Annotated in this window: 13 protein-coding genes; 5 read left to right on the top strand and 8 right to left on the bottom strand. The window is 71.4% G+C overall.

The window, feature by feature from the left end:
• Positions 1 to 2: 2 nt before the first annotated feature.
• The 5 genes from ACZ4NT_RS16435 to ACZ4NT_RS16415 form a co-directional block, all read right to left on the bottom strand.
• The gene (locus ACZ4NT_RS16435; protein WP_121407000.1) at positions 3 to 968 is read right to left on the bottom strand and encodes an HpcH/HpaI aldolase/citrate lyase family protein; all 966 of its coding nucleotides are present in this window, start codon (positions 966 to 968) and stop codon (positions 3 to 5) included.
• Positions 965 to 2,992 (bottom strand): protein meaA, encoded by a 2,028-nt coding sequence (locus tag ACZ4NT_RS16430; protein ID WP_121407002.1) that lies wholly within the window; start codon positions 2,990 to 2,992, stop codon positions 965 to 967. The genes ACZ4NT_RS16435 and ACZ4NT_RS16430 overlap by 4 nt, the downstream gene beginning before the upstream one ends.
• Before the next feature lie 9 nt (positions 2,993 to 3,001).
• Positions 3,002 to 4,339 (bottom strand): crotonyl-CoA carboxylase/reductase, encoded by a 1,338-nt coding sequence (gene ccrA, locus ACZ4NT_RS16425; RefSeq protein WP_121407005.1) that lies wholly within the window; start codon positions 4,337 to 4,339, stop codon positions 3,002 to 3,004.
• A gap of 441 nt (positions 4,340 to 4,780) precedes the next feature.
• Positions 4,781 to 5,593 carry a TetR family transcriptional regulator gene (locus ACZ4NT_RS16420; RefSeq protein WP_183117078.1) on the bottom strand — a complete coding sequence of 271 codons (813 nt, stop codon included), beginning with the start codon at positions 5,591 to 5,593 and terminating at the stop codon, positions 4,781 to 4,783.
• Positions 5,594 to 5,729: 136 nt separating this feature from the next.
• Positions 5,730 to 7,535, bottom strand: coding sequence for a 3-hydroxyacyl-CoA dehydrogenase family protein (locus ACZ4NT_RS16415; protein ID WP_467725915.1), 1,806 nt, complete (start codon positions 7,533 to 7,535; stop codon positions 5,730 to 5,732).
• Positions 7,536 to 7,903: 368 nt separating this feature from the next.
• On the opposite strand from ACZ4NT_RS16415, the gene ACZ4NT_RS16410 reads away from it, so the two are divergent.
• A complete protein-coding gene (locus tag ACZ4NT_RS16410; protein ID WP_121407012.1) occupies positions 7,904 to 8,476 on the top strand; it encodes an adenylosuccinate lyase in 573 nt (190 codons plus the stop codon).
• Between the two features lie 77 nt (positions 8,477 to 8,553).
• On the opposite strand, the gene ACZ4NT_RS16405 is transcribed toward ACZ4NT_RS16410, so the two are convergent.
• The 3 genes from ACZ4NT_RS16405 to ACZ4NT_RS16395 all read right to left on the bottom strand — a co-directional run bounded on the left by ACZ4NT_RS16405 (position 8,554) and on the right by ACZ4NT_RS16395 (position 11,843).
• A complete protein-coding gene (locus tag ACZ4NT_RS16405; RefSeq protein WP_121407015.1) occupies positions 8,554 to 8,952 on the bottom strand; it encodes a RidA family protein in 399 nt (132 codons plus the stop codon).
• A 91-nt stretch (positions 8,953 to 9,043) separates the two neighbouring features.
• Positions 9,044 to 10,630, bottom strand: a complete 1,587-nt coding sequence (locus tag ACZ4NT_RS16400; RefSeq protein WP_467725913.1) for an alpha/beta hydrolase — start codon at positions 10,628 to 10,630, stop codon at positions 9,044 to 9,046.
• A gap of 175 nt (positions 10,631 to 10,805) precedes the next feature.
• Positions 10,806 to 11,843, bottom strand: coding sequence for an Rv2578c family radical SAM protein (locus ACZ4NT_RS16395; protein ID WP_121407020.1), 1,038 nt, complete (start codon positions 11,841 to 11,843; stop codon positions 10,806 to 10,808).
• 158 nt (positions 11,844 to 12,001) lie between these two features.
• On the opposite strand from ACZ4NT_RS16395, the gene ACZ4NT_RS16390 reads away from it, so the two are divergent.
• From ACZ4NT_RS16390 to ACZ4NT_RS16375, 4 genes are all read left to right on the top strand, one after another.
• Positions 12,002 to 12,445 carry an SRPBCC family protein gene (locus ACZ4NT_RS16390; protein ID WP_121407022.1) on the top strand — a complete coding sequence of 148 codons (444 nt, stop codon included), beginning with the start codon at positions 12,002 to 12,004 and terminating at the stop codon, positions 12,443 to 12,445.
• 227 nt (positions 12,446 to 12,672) lie between these two features.
• The gene (locus ACZ4NT_RS16385; RefSeq protein ID WP_467725910.1) at positions 12,673 to 15,051 is read left to right on the top strand and encodes an MFS transporter; all 2,379 of its coding nucleotides are present in this window, start codon (positions 12,673 to 12,675) and stop codon (positions 15,049 to 15,051) included.
• Positions 15,052 to 15,199: 148 nt separating this feature from the next.
• Entirely contained in the window at positions 15,200 to 17,548 is a 2,349-nt protein-coding gene (locus tag ACZ4NT_RS16380; protein ID WP_467725908.1) for an ATP-binding SpoIIE family protein phosphatase, read from the top strand.
• Positions 17,549 to 17,691: 143 nt separating this feature from the next.
• Positions 17,692 to 18,423, top strand: coding sequence for a class I SAM-dependent methyltransferase (locus ACZ4NT_RS16375; RefSeq protein ID WP_467725906.1), 732 nt, complete (start codon positions 17,692 to 17,694; stop codon positions 18,421 to 18,423).
• Positions 18,424 to 18,443 lie beyond the last annotated feature (20 nt).

The following is an 18,443-nucleotide window of genomic DNA, read 5'->3' as shown; positions in this document are numbered from 1 at the left end:
GCTCAGGCCTCCGGGGCTTCGAACTTGCTGGTGCGCTGCATGCCGGCGGCCCGGCCCTTGCCCGAGATCACGAGCGCCATCTTGCGGCTGGCCTCGTCGATCATCTCGTCGCCGAGCATCGCGGAGCCCTTCTTGCCGCCCGCCTCGGACGTGTAGAAGTCGTACGCGTCGAGGATCAGTTCCGCGTGGTCGTAGTCCTCCTGGGAGGGCGAGAAGATCTCGTTGGACGCCTCGACCTGTCCGGGGTGCAGCACCCACTTGCCGTCGAAGCCGAGCGCGGCGGCGCGCTGGGCGACCTCGCGGTAGCCGTCGATGTTGCGGATCTGCAGGTAGGGGCCGTCGATCGCCTGGAGGTTGTTGGCGCGGGCGGCCATCAGGATCTTCATCAGGATGTAGTGGTAGGCGTCCGCCGGGTAGCCGGGCGGCTGCTCGCCCACGACGAGCGACTTCATGTTGATGGACGCCATGAAGTCCGCCGGGCCGAAGATGATCGTCTCGACGCGCTGGGAGGCCGTCGCGATCTCGTTGACGTTGTTCAGGCCCTGGGCGTTCTCGATCTGCGCCTCGATGCCGATCTTGCCGACCTCGAAGCCCATCGTTTTCTCGATCTGCGTCAGCAGCAGGTCCAGCGCGACGATCTGCTGGGCGTCCTGGACCTTCGGCAGCATGATGCAGTCGAGGTTCGGACCCGCGCCCTCGACGACCGTGACGACGTCGCGGTACGTCCACTCGGTCGTCCAGTCGTTCACCCGCACGACCCGCGTCTTGCCGGTCCAGTCGCCCTCGTTGAGGAACTTGACGATGGTGTGCCGCGCCTCCGGCTTGGCGAGCGGCGCGCACGCGTCCTCCAGGTCGAGGAAGACCTGGTCGGCCGGGAGGCCCTGGGCCTTCTCCAGGAAGCGCGGGTTCGAGCCCGGTACGGCCAGGCAGGAGCGCCGCGGACGAAGGCGGTTGACGGGCGTGGTCATGCGGGGACCTCCAGGGGGTCGAGCTTGTTCGCTTTCCGGATCTCGTCGACGATACGGCCGATGATTCCGGTGATGTCGAAGTCTTTCGGGGTGAAGACCGCGGCCACTCCCGCGGCCCGCAGCTGTTCGGCGTCGGCGTTCGGGATGATCCCGCCGGCGATCACCGGGATGTCGGTGGCCCCCGCCTCGCGCAGCCGGTCCAGCACGTCCGGCACCAGCTGGGCGTGCGAACCGGACAGGATGGACAGGCCGACTCCGTGCACGTCCTCGGCGAGGGCCGCGGCCACGATCTCCTCGGGCGTGAGCCTGATGCCCTGGTAGACCACCTCGAACCCGGCGTCGCGGGCCCGCACGGCGATCTGCTCGGCGCCGTTGGAGTGCCCGTCCAGGCCCGGCTTGCCGACCAGGAACCGGAGCTTGCCGACGCCCATGTCCTTCGCCGTCAGCTCCACCTTGCGGCGCACGAGCGCGAGTGCGGTGCCCTCCTCGGCGGTGACCGCGACGGGCGCGGAGGAGACGCCCGTGGGGGCGCGGAACTCGCCGAACACCTCGCGCAGGGCCCCGGCCCACTCGCCGGTCGTGACCCCGGCGCGGGCGCACTCCAGGGTGGCCTCCATGAGGTTCTCCGAGCCCTGGGCGGCCTCCTTCAGCCGCTCCAGCGCCTTGCACGGGCGCGGGTGGTTGAAGGGCGGCTGGTAGCGGTTGTCGCGCCAGTCCTTCAGCGCGGCCACCACACCGGCCTCGACCGCCGGGTCGACCGTCATGATCGCCGCGTCGAGGTCGGCCGTGAGCGGGTTGGGCTCGGTCGACTCGAAGACGTTGACGCCGACGATCTTCTCGGTGCCGCCCTCGATCCGGGCCCGCCGCTCGGCGTGCGACGAGACGAGCTGCGACTTCAGGTAGCCCGACTCGACGGCGGCCATCGCGCCGCCCATCTCCTGGATGCGGTCGATCTCGGCGAACGACTCCTCGACCAGTTCCGCCACCTTCGCCTCGATGACGTGCGAGCCCTCGAAGATGTCCTCGTACTCCAGCAGGTCGCTCTCGTGCGCCAGGACCTGCTGGATGCGCAGCGACCACTGCTGGTCCCAGGGCCGGGGCAGGCCCAGCGCCTCGTTCCAGGCCGGCAGCTGCACGGCACGCGCGCGTGCGTCCTTGGAGAGGGTGACGGCCAGCATCTCCAGGACGATCCGCTGGACGTTGTTCTCCGGCTGCGCCTCGGTCAGGCCGAGGGAGTTGACCTGGACGCCGTAGCGGAAGCGGCGCTGCTTGGGGTTCTCGATGCCGTACCGCTCCCGCGTGATGCGGTCCCAGATCCGGCCGAACGCCCGCATCTTGCACATCTCCTCGATGAAGCGGACACCCGCGTTCACGAAGAAGGAGATGCGGGCGACGACGTCACCCTTGCGCTCCTCGGGGATCTGGCCCGAGGCGAACACCGCGTCGAGCACGGCGATCGCGGTGGACATCGCGTAGGCGATCTCCTGGACCGGGGTGGCCCCGGCCTCCTGCAGGTGGTAGCTGCAGATGTTGATCGGGTTCCACTTCGGGATGTGGTTCACCGTGTAGGTGATCATGTCCGTCGTCAGGCGCAGGGACGGACCCGGCGGGAAGACGTGCGTCCCGCGCGACAGGTACTCCTTCACGATGTCGTTCTGGGTCGTCCCCTGGAGCTTGGTGATGTCCGCACCCTGCTCCTCCGCGACGACCTGATAGAGCGCCAGCAGCCACATGGCGGTGGCGTTGATGGTCATCGAGGTGTTCATCTGCTCCAGGGGGATGTCCTGGAACAGACGGCGCATGTCACCGAGGTGGGAGACCGGCACCCCGACCCGGCCGACCTCGCCGCGGGCGAGGACGTGGTCCGGGTCGTAGCCGGTCTGGGTCGGCAGGTCGAACGCGACCGACAGACCGGTCTGCCCCTTGGCGAGGTTGCGCCGGTACAACTCGTTGGACGCCTCGGCGGTGGAGTGACCGGCATACGTGCGCATGAGCCACGGCCGGTCCTTCTGACGCTCTGTCATCGGGAGACCTCAGACGTTCCGGAAGCGGTTGATGGCGTCGATGTGCTTGGCGCGCTTCTCCTCGTCGCGCACGCCCAGGCCCTCCTCGGGCGCCAGCGCGAGCACGCCGACCTTGCCCTGGTGGAGGTTGCGGTGGACGTCGTACGCGGCCTGCCCGGTCTCCTCCAGGGAGTACACCTTCGACAGCGTCGGGTGGATCTTGCCCTTGGCGATCAGCCGGTTGGCCTCCCAGGCCTCGCGGTAGTTCGCGAAGTGCGAGCCGATGATGCGCTTCAGGGACATCCACAGGTAGCGGTTGTCGTACTCGTGCATGTAGCCCGAGGTGGAGGCGCAGGTGGTGATGGTGCCGCCCTTGCGGGTGACGTACACGGAGGCGCCGAAGGTCTCGCGGCCCGGGTGCTCGAAGACGATGTCGATGTCCTCGCCGCCGGTGAACTCGCGGATACGCTTGCCGAAGCGCTTCCACTCCTTCGGGTCCTGGGTGTGCTCGTCCTTCCAGAACTTGTAGCCCTCGGCGCTGCGGTCGATGATCGCCTCGGCGCCCATCGAGCGGCAGATGTCCGCCTTCTGCTCGCTGGAGACGACGCAGATCGGGTTGGCGCCGCCGGCCAGCGCGAACTGGGTGGCGTAGGAGCCGAGACCGCCGCTGGCGCCCCAGATCAGGACGTTGTCGCCCTGCTTCATGCCGGCGCCGTTGCGGGAGACGAGCTGCCGGTAGGCGGTGGAGTTCACCAGGCCCGGGGCGGCGGCCTCCTCCCAGCTGAGGTGGTCCGGCTTCGGCATGAGCTGGTTGGACTTCACGAGCGCGATCTCGGCGAGGCCGCCGAAGTTGGTCTCGAAGCCCCAGATGCGCTGCTCGGGGTCGAGCATCGTGTCGTTGTGGCCGTCCGAGGACTCCAGCTCGACCGAGAGGCAGTGCGCGACGACCTCGTCACCGGGCTTCCAGGAGTTGACGCCCGGGCCGGTGCGCAGGACGACGCCCGCGAGGTCGGAGCCGATGATGTGGTACGGCAGGTCGTGGCGCTTGGAGAGCTCCGACAGGCGCCCGTAGCGCTCCAGGAAGCTGAAGGTGGACACCGGCTCGAAGATCGAGGTCCACACCGAGTTGTAGTTGACCGAGGAGGCCATGACGGCCACCAGGGCCTCGCCCGGGCCGAGCTCGGGCACCGGCACGTCGTCCAGGTGGATCGACTTGCGCGGGTCCTTGTCGCGCGTGGCGAGCCCGGAGAAGATCTCCGTCTCGTCCTTGTGCACGGTGATCGCACGGTACGACTCGGGGAGCGGCAGGGCGGCGAAGTCGGCAGAGGTCGACTCCGACGACTGGATCGCGTCCAGGATTTCCTTCACTGTGTTGCCTCCGGCGAATGGCGTCTTGAGGGGAGACGCTGAGGGTCACGTCGGTGCTGCTGCGGTATCGAGGGGTGCCGTCGGTTCGGCGGATGTGCTGCTGGCAGCGCTTTGTGGCGCAGAAGGTTGCCTGTGACGCAGGCGTCCGGGCGCGCTTGCCGGGGTACCCACGGGCGGTGCTCGAGGGAGGCTTGCGGGGACAGCCGGCGTACGCATGGTCTCTGCACGCCGGCCGCCCGGACCACTTCAACGTATGGCACGCCGTGTCACCTGACAAGGCACGCAGTGCCAGAAGTTGCGCTCAGGTGAAATCTTTACGTAACACCTGAGCGATGATCGATCAGATGCGCCCGGAAAAAGGTACGAAAACGCCGGACGGGCCCAAAGTGAGCCCGTCCGGCGCTGGTGGGTGTGCGGCACTGCCGCGGTGCGGAGGAACCGTCAGGAGCGCTCCTTGAGCGCCTGCTCGATGGTGCGCATGACCTGGTCCAGCGGGGCGTCCACCCGGGCGACGGTCACCAGGACGTCCCCTTCGGTGAAGGAGGAGGCCTGCGCCGCCTGGGGCGCGACCTCGCGTCCGGCGCCGATGCCCGACCCGAAGGTCTTCCGCACGATCGCGAACGCGTGGTCCAGCTGGGCCTCGACGTCGCCCTGGCCGCCCGCCCGCAGCCAGCGGCGCAGCACGTGGTTGTGCGCGGTGACCACGGCCGACGCGGCGACCTCCGCCAGCAGCGGATCGTCGTTGGCGTCGTCGTCGTGCGCGTGCTCGTCGAAGTGACCGAGCAGGTACCGGGTGAACAGCCTCTCGTAGCGCGCCACGGAGGCGATCTCCGCCTCGCGCAGCGTCGGCACCTCGCGCGTGAGCTTGTAGCGCGACACCGAGATCTCGGGCCGTGCGGCGTACATCTTCATGACTTCCTTGATGCCGCGGCACACCGTGTCGAGCGGATGCTCGTGCGCCGGCGCCGCGTTGAGCACCGCCTCCGCGCGGATCAGGGTGTCGTCGTGGTCCGGGAAGATCGCCTCTTCCTTGGACCGGAAGTGCCGGAAGAACGTACGCCGCGCCACCCCGGCTCGGGCCGCGATCTCGTCGACCGTCGTCGCCTCGTACCCCTTGGTGGCGAACAGCTCCATGGCCGCGGCCGCCAGTTCTCGGCGCATCTTGAGCCGCTGCGCGGCGGCGCGACCGCCCGCGGCGCTCTCCGGCGCGTCGGGCGTGGCTGAGGTACGGGAGGACTTGGCGGGCTGGGACATGACCCGAACGTACTGCATCTGCGCAGGGGAGTGCGCATGTCCGGAGATCCCCCCGCCCTCCCCGGGCGGGGGGTTTCCGGCCGGGTCGAGGAGCCCGCCCCAGTCGGCGGACTCCCCGTACCAGTCCTCGCGGGCCTCAGCGCCGGGCATATTCGCGGAAGCCACGGCCCGTCTTGCGGCCGAGGCAGCCCGCGGCCACCAGGTGCTCGAGCAGCGGCGCCGGCGCCAGGCCGGGGTCGCGGAACTCGCTGTGCAGGACCTTCTCGATGGCCAGCGAGACATCGAGGCCGACCACGTCCAGCAGCTCGAACGGGCCCATCGGGTAGCCGCCGCCGAGCTTCATCGCGGCGTCGATGTCGTCCAGCGTCGCGTAGTGCTCCTGGACCATCTTGATCGCGTTGTTCAGGTACGGGAAGAGCAGCGCGTTCACGATGAATCCGGCCCGGTCGCCGCAGTCCACCGGGTGCTTGCGGATCTTGGCGCAGACCTCGCGGACCGTGGCGTGCACGTCGTCCGCGGTCAGCACCGTGCGGACCACCTCGACGAGCTTCATGGCGGGCGCCGGGTTGAAGAAGTGCATGCCGATCACGTCCTGCGGACGCGAGGTGGCGCGGGCGCAGGCGACGACGGGCAGCGAGGAGGTGGTGGTGGCCAGCACCGCGCCCGGCTTGCAGACCTTGTCGAACACGGCGAACAGCTGCTGCTTGATCTCCAGGTCCTCGGCGACGGCCTCCACCGCCAGGTCGACGTCGGAGAAGGCGTCGTAGGAGCCTGCCGGGGTGATCCGGTCCAGGGTCTGCGCGGCGGCCTCGGCGGTCAGCCGGCCCTTGGCGACGGAACGCGAGAGCGACTTGCCGATCCGGGCCTTGGCGGTCTCGGCCTTCTCCTCGCTGCGGGCCGCGAGGACGACCTCGTAACCCGCCTTGGCGAAGACCTCGGCGATACCGGAGGCCATGGTGCCGGAGCCCGCGACACCGACGGAGCGCACGGTGCGGCCGGGCGTCCCGGACTGCCCGGCGGCGGGTGTCAGCGCGTCCGGCACGACGGTGTTGCTGCCGGGAGCCTCGTACGAGTAGAAGCCGCGCCCCGACTTGCGGCCGGTCAGGCCCGCCTCGCTGAGCTGCTTGAGGATGGGCGCGGGGGCGTGCAGGCGGTCGTGGGACTCCGCGTACATGGCCTCCAGGACCGTGCGGGCGGTGTCGATGCCGATCAGGTCCAGCAGGGCGAGCGGTCCCATGGGCAGCCCGCAGCCGAGCTTCATGGCCGCGTCGATGTCCTCGCGGGAGGCGTACCTGGCCTCGTACATCGAGGCCGCCTGGTTGAGGTAGCCGAACAGCAGTCCGTCGGCGACGAATCCGGGGCGGTCGCCGACGGCGACGGGCTCCTTGCCGAGCTGCACGGCCAGGTCCGTGACCGCGGTGACGGCCTGCGGCGCGGTCAGCACCGACGAGACCACCTCGACCAGCTTCATGGCCGGGGCCGGGTTGAAGAAGTGCAGTCCGAGGACGCGTTCCGGGCGGGCCGAGTCGGCCGCCAGACGGGTCACCGAGAGGGCGTTGGTGCCGGTCGCGAGAATCGTCTCCGGGCGCACGATGCCGTCGAGCGAGCGGAAGACCTGCTGCTTGATGTCGTACGACTCCGGGGTCACCTCGATGACCAGGTCGGCGTCGGCCGCCGCCTGCAGGTCGGTGAAGGTGCGGAAGCGCGCGAGGACGTCGCCGCGCTCCTGCTCCGTGAGGCGCCCGCGCTGCACGGCGCGGGCGGTGGAGGCTTCGAGCACGGTGACGGCCTGGGCGGCCGCGGCCTCGCTGATGTCGATGCCGACGACCTCGCGGCCGGCCCGGGCGAGGACCTCGGCGATGCCGGTGCCCATCGTGCCGAGGCCGACGACGGCGACGGTCTTCAGCGGGGACAGAGGGGTGTCGGACAGGGGAGTGGCCATCGCGGGACTCCAGGAAGAGGGTGACGACTGGGATGCACGCGGGTACGCCGACGGGGCGCACACGGTGCGAGGGATGCGGGTGTTGCCGGGCTGACGAGCGCACACGCCCGGTGCCGTCCGGGGGCGGAAGCACGGACGCCCCGAGAACGGTGAGGACCGACCGGCTCTGTCCCGGAGCCGTGTCGTACTGAGGTACGTGAAGTACCGAACCGACTGGCACTCGCGGTGGCTGCGTCACCAGGCCACCGCAAGCAGTACGCGAGTGGGTAACTCGCTCGTCTGAGCTTAACCGGCCGGTAACGAGCGCGCCAGTCCCCGGTTTGTGATGTAGGTCCCGGCGTCCGGGGCGCCCCTCTAGGCTCGGCGACATGGACGAGGAGTTGCGATCACTCACCGAGCGTCTACGCATCGAGGCGGGGGCCTCCGCCTCCTACGACCGGCTCGTGGCGACCGAGGACCTCGACGAACTGGCGGCGGCCCTGACCGAACCCGGGCAGCCCCTGTGGGCCAGGGAACTGGTCGCCTTCCGGCTCGGGACGGCCGGCGACCGGCGGGCCTTCGAGGCACTCGTCCTGCTGCTCAACCACCGCGACCCGCAGCGCTGCGCGTCCGCCGCCCACGCCCTCGCCGCGCTCGGTGATCCGCGCACCGCCCGCGCGGCCGCCGCACTCGCCACCAACGAACTGCGCGTCGCCTATGCACTCCAGCCGGTACGGCTTCTGACGGCACTGCGCGCACCCGAGGCGGTGCCCGCGCTCGTCACCACGCTGGAGCGCAGACTCCGGCCGCACGACCCGTACCGCCGGGTGGCGTTGGCGTGCGTGGAGGGGCTCGGTGCCCTGGGCGACGAGCGCGCCCGGCCCGTCCTGACCGCGTGCCTGGCGCATCCGGCCCTGGCGGAGGCGGCGGTCCGCGCCCTGTCCCGGCTGCCCGCACCCTGACCCCGGGAGCACAACTCGGCTTCACGGGAGAGGACTTGACCGTCCCGGTACGGCCGTCGCGCGGACCGGAGGGGAACTCACTCCGCGAGCACCGCGTATGCCTCGATCTCCATCAGGAACTCCGGGCGGACCAGCGCGGCGACCTGGACCGCCGAGGCGGCCGGGAGGCGGTCGGCCGGTATGTGGGCGTCCCGGGCCGCGCGGACGGCGGGCATGTGCGCCATGTCCGTGACGAAGTAGGTGAGTTTGACGACGTCGTCGAACGTGGCGCCGGCGGCGGCCAGGCAGCGGCGCAGGTTCTCGAAGACCTGCCGGGCCTGTGCGGCCGGGTCGCCCTCGCCGACCGGCTCGCCGTGCTCGTCCAGGGCGAGCTGGCCCGAGACGGCGACGAAGCGCCCGGTGCCCGTGACGACATGCGAGTACGCGGCGGCGGGGGCGACCCCGGCGGGGGCGGCGATGCGGGTCGGCTCACTCATGCGTCCATGGTGGACCACGGGTCCGACAAGCCCGCGACAGGGCGGGCCCTCCCGGTCCGGCGGCACCGCCCGGCGCCGCCGGACGACGGGATCAGCGGCGGACGCCGAGGAGTCCGTGCAGGGAGGAACCGCGCGACGGAGCGGCCTTCTTCGCGTTCAGCGGCTTGGGATCGGGCAGCGCCTTGCACCCCGCGTCGGCCTCGCCGTCACCACGCGGCACCTCACCGTCGGCGAGGTAGGTGGCCAGGTGCTTGTCCAGGCAGGCGTTCCCGCTGAGCGTGACACCGTGGTTGCCGCCCTTCTCCTCGACCACCAGGCTGGAGCCGCGCAGCTGCTCGTGCACGGCGACGGCGCCCCGGTAGGGCGTGGCCGCGTCGTCGGTCGCCTGGAAGAGCAGCGCCGGCGGCAGTTCGTCGTTGGAGATGTCCACCGGCCGCGCCGAGTCGGTCGGCCAGAAGGCGCAGGGCGCGTTGTACCAGGCGTTGCTCCAGGCCATGAACGGCGCCTCGTCGTGGACCGCCCAGGTGTCCTTGCGCCACTGCTCCCAGTCCCGCGGCCAGGACGCGTCACGGCACTGCACCGAGGTGTAGACGCTGTAGCCGTTGTCGCCCGCGGAGTCGACCGCACCGAACTTCTCGTAGGCCTCGACGAGGGGGCCGGACTTCTTCTCGTTCGCGTAGGCCGCGAACGCCTTGGCGAGGTAGGGCCAGTAGCCGTTGTAGTAGCCGCCGGGGATGAAGGTGTCCTCCAGCTCGGAGGCGCCGACCTTCTTCTGCGCCGGCTTCTTCGCGAGGGCCTTGCGCATGCCGTACCACCGGGCCTCGACCCGGGCCGGGTCGGTGCCGAGCCGGTAGGTCCCGTGATGCCTGGCGACCCACTTCATGAACGCCATGTGGCGGTCGTTGAAGGCGTAGTCCTGCTGGATGTTGTCGTCGTACCAGACGCCGGTCGGGTCGACGACGGAGTCCAGCACCAGGCGGCGCACCCGGTCCGGGTGGAGCTTCGCGTACACGGCGCCCAGGTAGGTCCCGTACGAGTACCCCAGGTAGTTGATCTTCTCGGCGCCCAGGGACCGCCGGATCGCGTCCATGTCCTCGGCCGCGTCGACCGTGTCGATGTACGGCAGCAGGCTCGCGTACTTGGTGCCGCAGGCCTCGGCGAAGGCCCGGGCGCGGTCGAGCCCGGCCTTCTCCGCGGCCTCGGTGGCGGGCACGGAGTCGGGCCGCACCGGGGCGAAGTGGCCGGGCCGGCAGTTCAGGGCAGGCCTGCTCGCCCCGACGCCGCGCGGGTCGAAGCCGATGACGTCGTACTGCGCGGCCACCTTCTTCGGCAGCTTGGAGGCGACGAAGCCGGCCAGTGTGCGCCCGCTGCCGCCGGGCCCGCCCGGGTTGACCAGCAGGGGCCCCTGGTACGTCTTCGCGGTGTGCCGGACCCGCGACAGGGCGAGGGTGATGCGCCGGCCGTCCGGGTTGGAGTGGTCCAGGAGCACCTTCAGGGACGCGCACTGCAGCGTCGGGCGGTCGCTGGTGCCGCACTTCTTCCAGGTGAGTTTCGCCGGGGCTGCCGTGGCGCCGGGTGCCGCGGTCGCGGCCCCGTCGGCCGCGACGGCGGGGACCGGAGTGATCAGTGCGGCCACCGCGACGGCGGCGCCGCACAGAGCGGCTGCGCGTTTCTTCATGGGGCCTCCCAGGGCGGAGGAGCTGAGCCGTGCACCTCACGGCCTCCGCCGTATCGTCCCGGAAAGGGCGCCCGGAAGAACTCGATCTGGGCAGGCTTGACCCGATTGAGTCGCGTGATGCGCTCGGATGCCGGGGCGTCGCCGCGGGGGCGCCCCGGCCGGGGGCCCCGCCGGCTCAGAGCAGGGTGAGCTGGGTGGGCCCCGGTGCCGCGGGGGCCGGCTCGGGGGCGGTGATCCTGCGCGTCGCACCCGCCCGCGCGGGCCCGATGCCGTACTCCTGGGCCAGTTCGTGGACCTGGCGGGTGATCCTGCGCTGGTACCACTTCGGCGCGTAGGCACCCTCCGCGTACAACCTCTCGTAGCGGCGCACCAGATGCGGGTGGTGGTGCTCCAGCCACGCCATGAACCACTCCCGGGCGCCGGGCCGCAGGTGCAGCACGAGCGGCGTCACGGACGTGGCCCCGGAGGCCGCGATCGCCCGTACGGTCTCGCGGAGTTGAGCCGGATGGTCGCCGAGGAACGGGATCACCGGGGCCATCAGCACACCGCAGGCGATGCCGTGCTCGCTCAGCGTGCGGACCGCGTCGAGGCGCCGTTCCGGAGCGGGTGTGCCGGGCTCGACGGTGCGCCACAGCTCGCGGTCGGTGAAGCCCACGGACACCGAGATCCCGACGTCGGTCACCTCGGCCGCCTGCTTCAGCAGGTCGAGGTCGCGCAGGATCAGGGTGCCCTTGGTCAGGATCGAGAAGGGGTTGGCGTGGTCGCGCAGGGCGGCGATGATGCCGGGCATCAGCCGGTAGCGGCCCTCGGCCCGCTGGTAGCAGTCGACGTTGGTGCCCATCGCGATGTGCTCGCCGTGCCAACGGCGCGAGGCGAGCTGGCGGCGCAGCAGGTCCGGCGCGTTCACCTTGACCACGATCTGGGAGTCGAAGCCGAGCCCCGTGTCGAGGTCCAGGTAGCTGTGGGTCTTGCGCGCGAAGCAGTACACACACGCGTGCGTGCAGCCCCGGTACGGGTTGACGGTCCACTCGAAGGGCATGCGCGACGCGCCCGGCACCCGGTTCACGATCGAGCGGGCCCGGATCTCGTGGAACGTGATCCCCCGGAACTCCGGGCCGTCGAAGGTGCGGGTGGTCACCGCGTCGGCGCCGAACAGCGCGGCATCCCGGGCGCGGTCCCCGTCGGGGTCCGCCGTGAGGTTCTCCCAGCGCATGAGTCCTCCTAGGTAGCACTGGCCACAGAATAGAACACATGTTCCCTTGATCGTGCGACCCGGTTTCCGGTCCCCGTGCGGACCCCGATTTGGGCGCCCCGGGCGCCGGGTGGTTGGCTGACCGCACACCCCGGAAAACCAAGTGCTGGAGGAAGTCAATGGCGCAGGTCGAGGCCACCACGGAACGGGTCATCGCGGCGGATGCGGAGGCGGTCTTCGACGCGCTGGCCGACTACAACGGCACGCGCCCCAAGCTGCTGCCCGAGCACTTCAGCGAGTACGAGGTGCGCGAGGGCGGCGACGGCGAGGGCACCCTCGTGCACTGGAAGCTCCAGGCCACCAGCAAGCGCGTGCGCGACTGCCTGCTCGAGGTCAGCGAGCCGACCGACGGCGAACTCGTCGAGAAGGACCGCAACTCCTCGATGGTCACCACCTGGCGGGTCACCCCGGCCGGCGAGGGCAGGGCGCGCGTCGTCGTCACCACCGTCTGGAACGGCGCCGGCGGCATCGGCGGCTTCTTCGAGCGGACCTTCGCCCCCAAGGGCCTCGCCCGGATCTACGACGCCGAACTCGCCAAGCTCGCCGCCGAGCTCGAGAAGTAGCCGAGGGCCCGCCCGGAACTGCTGTCCCGGGGCTCGGAGTTGACCTCCCGAGCCCCGGGTGGACTCACCGGTTCGAGTGGTTTTCGCCGCGGCTTCCCCGTCCTGCGCAGGGCTCCGACCGGCGGTAACGCCCCTTCGGCCGGTATGAGGGCGACTCGTCTCACTTGCTCCCAGTTGTCGCGTAATGCGAGAAATGGGCCGCGCAGGCGCGACGAGGGGAGCGGTACGTGGGCGGGACGACGCTGGTGGAGACCGAGTGGGAGGCGGCTCCCGCCGCCGACGCACCACCCCGGGAACGACCCGCACCCGACCCCACGGGCCTCAGCCCCCGCCGGGTCCGCATGGTCTTCGTCGGCCTCATGCTCGCGCTGCTCCTCGCGGCGCTGGAGCAGATGATCGTGGCCACCGCGCTCCCGAAGATCGTCGGAGAGCTGCACGGCCTGGACAAGATGTCCTGGGCGATCACCGCCTACCTCCTCACCTCGACCGTCGGACTGCCCGTCTACGGCAAACTCGGCGACCTCTTCGGCCGCAAGGGCGTCTTCCAGTTCGCCATCGTCGTCTTCGTCGTCGGCTCCGCGCTGGCCGGCCGGGCGCAGAGCATGGACCAGCTGATCGCCTTCCGCGCCGTCCAGGGCGTCGGCGCGGGCGGCCTCATGATCGGCGTACAGGCGATCATCGCGGACATCGTGCCGCCGCGTGAGCGGGGCCGTTACATGGGGCTGATCGGCGCGGCCTTCGGCCTCGCCTCGGTCGCCGGACCCCTGCTGGGCGGCTACTTCACCGACCACCTCTCCTGGCGCTGGTGCTTCTACGTCAACGTGCCGTTCGGCCTGGTGACCCTGGCCGTCGTCACCGTCGTGCTCAAGCTGCCCCGGCCCGCCGCCCGGGGACGCCTCGACGTCCTCGGGACGCTGCTGCTCGCCGCCGCCTCGACCTGCCTGGTCCTGCTGACCAGTTGGGGCGGCACCGAGTACGCCTGGGGCTCCCGCGTCGTCCTCGGGCTCGCCGCCGGGGCGGCGGCCGCCACCCTGCTCTTCCTCGTCGTCGAGCGCTTCGCGCCCGAACCCCTCATCCCGCTGCGGCTGTTCAGGGACGGCGTCTTCAACGTCACCGCGCTCGTGGGACTGGTGATCGGCATCGCGCTGTTCGGTGCGGCCAGTTACCTGCCGACCTACCTGCAGATGGTCGACGGGGCCTCCGCCACCGAGTCCGGCCTGCTGATGCTCCCCATGATGGGCGGCATCGTCGGCGCCTCGGTCCTCTCCGGACAGCTCATCAGCCACACCGGCCGCTACAAGCTCTACCCCGTGCTCGGCAGCGCTCTGTCCGCCGCCGGCATGTGGTTCCTGTCGCGGCTGGAGACCGACACGCCCCGGCTGCACTACAGCCTCTGGATGGCCGTGCTCGGCGCCGGCATCGGCATGGTGATGCCGGTCCTGGTGCTCGCCGTGCAGAACTCCGTGCGCCCGGCCGACCTCGGCACCGCCACCAGCGCCAACAACTACTTCCGGCAGATCGGCGGCAGCGTCGGCGCCGCCGTCTTCGGCACCCTCTTCGCGAACCGGCTCGCCGACGCGCTGGCCGCACGCCTGCCCGTGCGCGCGGACGGCCCGGACCCCGAGTCCCTCACCCCCCAGCTCGTGCACGCGATGCCCGCCGCACTCCGCGAGGACTACATCCAGGCGTACGCCGACGCGATGCCGCGGATCTTCCTCTACCTCGTGCCGGTGCTCGTCCTCGGCCTGGTCATCGCCTGCTTCCTCAAGGAGAAACCGCTGGTGTCCCACAACGCCCCCGCCGAGTCCGCACCCCTCGCCCAGGTCCCGCACTCGCGCGGGCACGCCGCCGGGGTACCGGTGTGCGGCACGGTGCAGCACCACGACGGCACCGTCGTGCCGCGGGCCGCGCTCACCCTCATCGACGTCGTGGGACGGCAGATCGGGCGCGGCGCCAGCGGCGAGGACGGGCGGTACGCGCTGTCCACGCCGGGCTCGGGCTCGTACGTCCTGATCGCCGCGGCCGGCGGACACCAGCCGCAGGCCGTCTCGGTGACCGTGAATGAACGCCCGGTGGAACTGGACGTGGTGCTCGGCGGCGCCGGGCGGCTGGCCGGCAGCGTGCTCACCGCGGACGGCACACCGGTGCGCGACGCGACCGTCACGCTCACCGACGTCCACGGCGACGTGGTCGCCACCACGCGCAGCGGGCCCGAGGGCGGCTACGTCATCACCGAACTGGTCGCCGGCGAGTACACCCTGGCCGCCGGCGCCCCCGCGTTCCGCCCTGCCGCACTCCCCGTCACCGTGCAGGCCGCGCGCGAGACGCGCCAGGACGTCGAACTCGCCGGCGGGGCCGTCCTGCGCGGGACCGTGCGGGCCGGCGGCGGGCGGCCCGTCGAGGACGCCCGTGTGACGCTCCTCGACGCCGCCGGCAACGTGGTGGACACGCTCACCACCGGCAGCGACGGCACCTTCCGGTTCGTCGACCTGTCGTCCGGCGAGTACACCGTGATCGCGGCGGGCTACCCGCCGGTGGCCACCGTGCTCCGGATGGCCGGGGGCGGCAGGACCGAACGCGACCTCCAACTGGGCCACGAGGACTGAACGTTGACGGTCCGGCGCGGCCCGCCGCGCCGGAGCCGCCCCCCGGGCGGGTCAATTCCCGCGTTGGCGCACATCGTGACCGACCACCGCCGTACCGTGGTGACGACGACGCAGATCTTGCGGATCCGTGGGGAGAAAGGGCCTGGCCATGGACCGTGGCACGGGAGTGGGCACACATCCCGCCGGAGGAACCGGGGAGAACCCCGCGGCGCGGTACGCCGCCGACCTGCTGCCCGTCTCCGGCGCCCTCCCCGAGGTCCTCGACCCCGAGCCGCTGACCGACGCCTACGGGCCCTACGAGGTGTACGACGGCCTCGGGCCCGACCTGGAGGCCTCCCTCGGCGGCCGCACCTCGTACCCGGCGGCAGGCCGGGCCCGGCTCTCCGGACCGTCCCGGGAACGGCTCGACATCCTGTGGTGGGGCTATCCACTGGTCGGCCCCGGACCCGCCCGGCTGCTCGTGCTCGCGGCGGACGCGGAGCGCCTGCAGGCCGAGCGCGGCTACGACGACGAGGTGGTCGAGCGCATCTCGCCCGGCTTCGCCCCGTACACCGAACTGCCGGCAGCGGACGTTCTCGCCAAGCGGCTGCCCGAGGTCCTGCCGAACATGGGCCCCGACCTGAGCGGCCGCATTGTGGCGCAGGTCCTGGAACTCGGTTACCCCGTGCTGGAGTTCAGCCAGTACGAGCGGGTGCCGGTGACCCCCGACTGGGGTGTCCCGCGCCGGCTGGGCAGGCGGCGGGCCGTGGCCGGGGCCGGCCTGCAGACGCACTCGCCCGTGCCGTCCGGAGCCGAACGCGATCTGGAGTACGCCGCCGTCCGTGAGCGGCTGGAGTTCCTGAACGAGGTCAGCACCGGCATCGGTTCCTCCCTCGACCTGGGCGAGACGATCCGCGAGGTCACCAGCGCCGCGGTACCCCGCTTCGCCGACTTCGCCGGTACGCACCTGCGCGCGGCGGTCCTCGCGGGCGAGGGATTCCCGGACGGTCCGCCCGACGTGACCACCGTGTGGCACCGCGTCTGGGTCGAGCACAACGACGAGCCCGGCCGCTGGGACGACACCGTGCCGGTCGGCGAGGCGATCGCCTTCCCCGAGCACACGCCGTTCTTCCAGTGCATGAGCACCGGCGCGCCGGTGCTCATCCCGCACATCGGCGAGGAACTGGGCAACCGCATCTCCGGCGAGTTCGAGAAGCGCGACCTGAGGCCGCTCATCAACGGCCGCTCGCTCCTCGTCGTACCGCTCAAGGCGCGCAACGTGGTGCTCGGGTTCATGGTGCTGATGCGCCGCGCCGACCGCGAGCCCTTCGACGACATGGACCGCACGACGGGCGCCGAACTCGCCGCCCGCGCCGGTCTCGTACTCGACAACGCCCGCATGTACACCTACCAGGAGAACGCCGCCGACACCCTCCAGGACAGCATGCTGCCGCGGGTCGCCCCGCGGATGGCCGGCTGCGACATCGCGACGCGCTATCTGCCGGGCGCCCGCCTCGGCCGGGTCGGCGGCGACTGGTTCGACACCATCAAACTGCCCGGCTCGCGCACCGCGCTGGTGGTCGGCGACGTCATGGGGCACGGGCTCAACTCGGCCGCCATGATGGGCCAGTTGCGCACCGCGGTGCAGACCATGGCCACGATGGGGACGCCGCCCGCACAACTGCTGCGCAGCCTCGACGACCTGGCCAGGCGGCTCGGCGAGACCTACCTGGCGACCTGCCTGTACGCGGTGTACGACCCCATCCGCGGTGAACTGCAGCTCTCCAACGCCGGGCACATCCCGCCGGTCCTGGTGCGCGCCGCGAACGGCCGCAGCGAACTGCTCGACCTGCCGACCGGCGCACCCATAGGAGTCGGTGGGGTGCCCTTCGAGACCGCCGTCGTAGGCGTCGCGCCCGGCGACCGGCTCGTGCTGTGCACCGACGGGCTGGTGGAGGTGCGGGGCGCCGACATCGGCGAGGGCCTGGCCGCGCTCTGCGAGTCCGCCGCCCATCCCGCCGCCTCGATGGACGACGCCTGCGACACCATCATCCGCGCGCTCAACACCCACGGTGGACGCAAGGACGACGTGGCGCTGCTCATGGCCCGGCTGAACGGCATCCCCGACGACCACGTGGCCGAGTGGCAGCTGCCCCGCAGCCCCCGCGAGGTGTCGCACGCCCGGCGGCTCGTCCGCGACCGGCTGACCGAGTGGGGGCTCGCCGACGCGGTGGAGACCGCCGAGCTGCTGGTCGGAGAGGTCGTCACCAACGCCGTACGGCACGGTGCGGGCGACGAGGTCGGGCTGCGGCTGGTCCGGACCGACGCGCTGGTGTGCGAGGTCACCGACGACGAGCCCGCGCTGCCCGCACTGCTGAGCGCGGGCCTACAGGACGAAGCGGGACGCGGCCTGCGGGTGATCAGCCGCCTGGCGCGGGAATGGGGCGCGAGCGCCTCCGGACACCGCAAGACGGTGTGGTTCGAACAGGCCCTGGCGACGGGCCCGCGACACCGGTGACCCACCGGGGGCGCGTGGGCCAGCCGCGCGTGCCCCCGGCGCGCGCGGGCTCGAATTTCCGGTGAAGGAAAAGCGCTTCCCCCTTGCCCCGCACTCGGCCGTCGCGATACTCCGATCATGACGTCGACCGCAGGGGAGCGCGCATGAAGGTGTCGGAGAACTACCGCAAGTCCTGGGAGAGTTACTGGCAGGAGACCTCGGATGCGCCCGGCGAGGCCATCTGGGACTCCTCCCCGGCACTGACGTCCGAACCCCACAGCGAGCTGCTCCTGCCGCACGCCGACCCGGCCCGCACCATCGTCGACCTCGGCTGCGGAAACGGCACGCAGACCCGCTACCTCGCCACCCGGTTCGCCCGCGCCGTCGGCGTCGACCTGTCCCAGGCGGCCGTCGACCACGCCCGCCGGGCCGACGACGGCATCGCCGCCGAGTTCCAGCAGCTCGACCTGACCGACACCGACGCGGTGCGGGCCCTGCACGCCCGGCTCGGCGACAGCCACGTCTACATGCGCGCCGTCATCCACCAGAGCGAACCGCACGCCCGGCCCGCGGTGGCCGCCGCCGTCGCAGAGATCATCGGCGCCGAAGGGCGTGCCTTCGTCGTGGAGCTCACCACGGACTCGCGCCGGGTGCTCCAGCAGGCCGCACAGGGACCGGACGGCCCGCCGCCCAAGCTGCGCCGGGTCTTCCACCACGGGCTGAAGCCGGCGGACGCGCCGGACGACGAGGTCCCGCAGCTGCTGCGGGAGGCCGGTCTGGAGATCCTCGCCACCGGCGACACGACGCTTCCGCAGACCGAGTACATGGCGGACGGCACGCGCATCGACCTTCCCGCACGGTGGTTCGTCCTGGCGGGGCGTGGCGCGGACGGGTGAGGAGTTGTCCACAGGCCTGT

This window comes from Streptomyces sp. NPDC026417 (assembly GCF_055567695.1).
The sequence above is the reverse complement of the archived record's forward strand: the minus strand, read 5'-3'. Positions and strand labels throughout refer to the sequence as shown.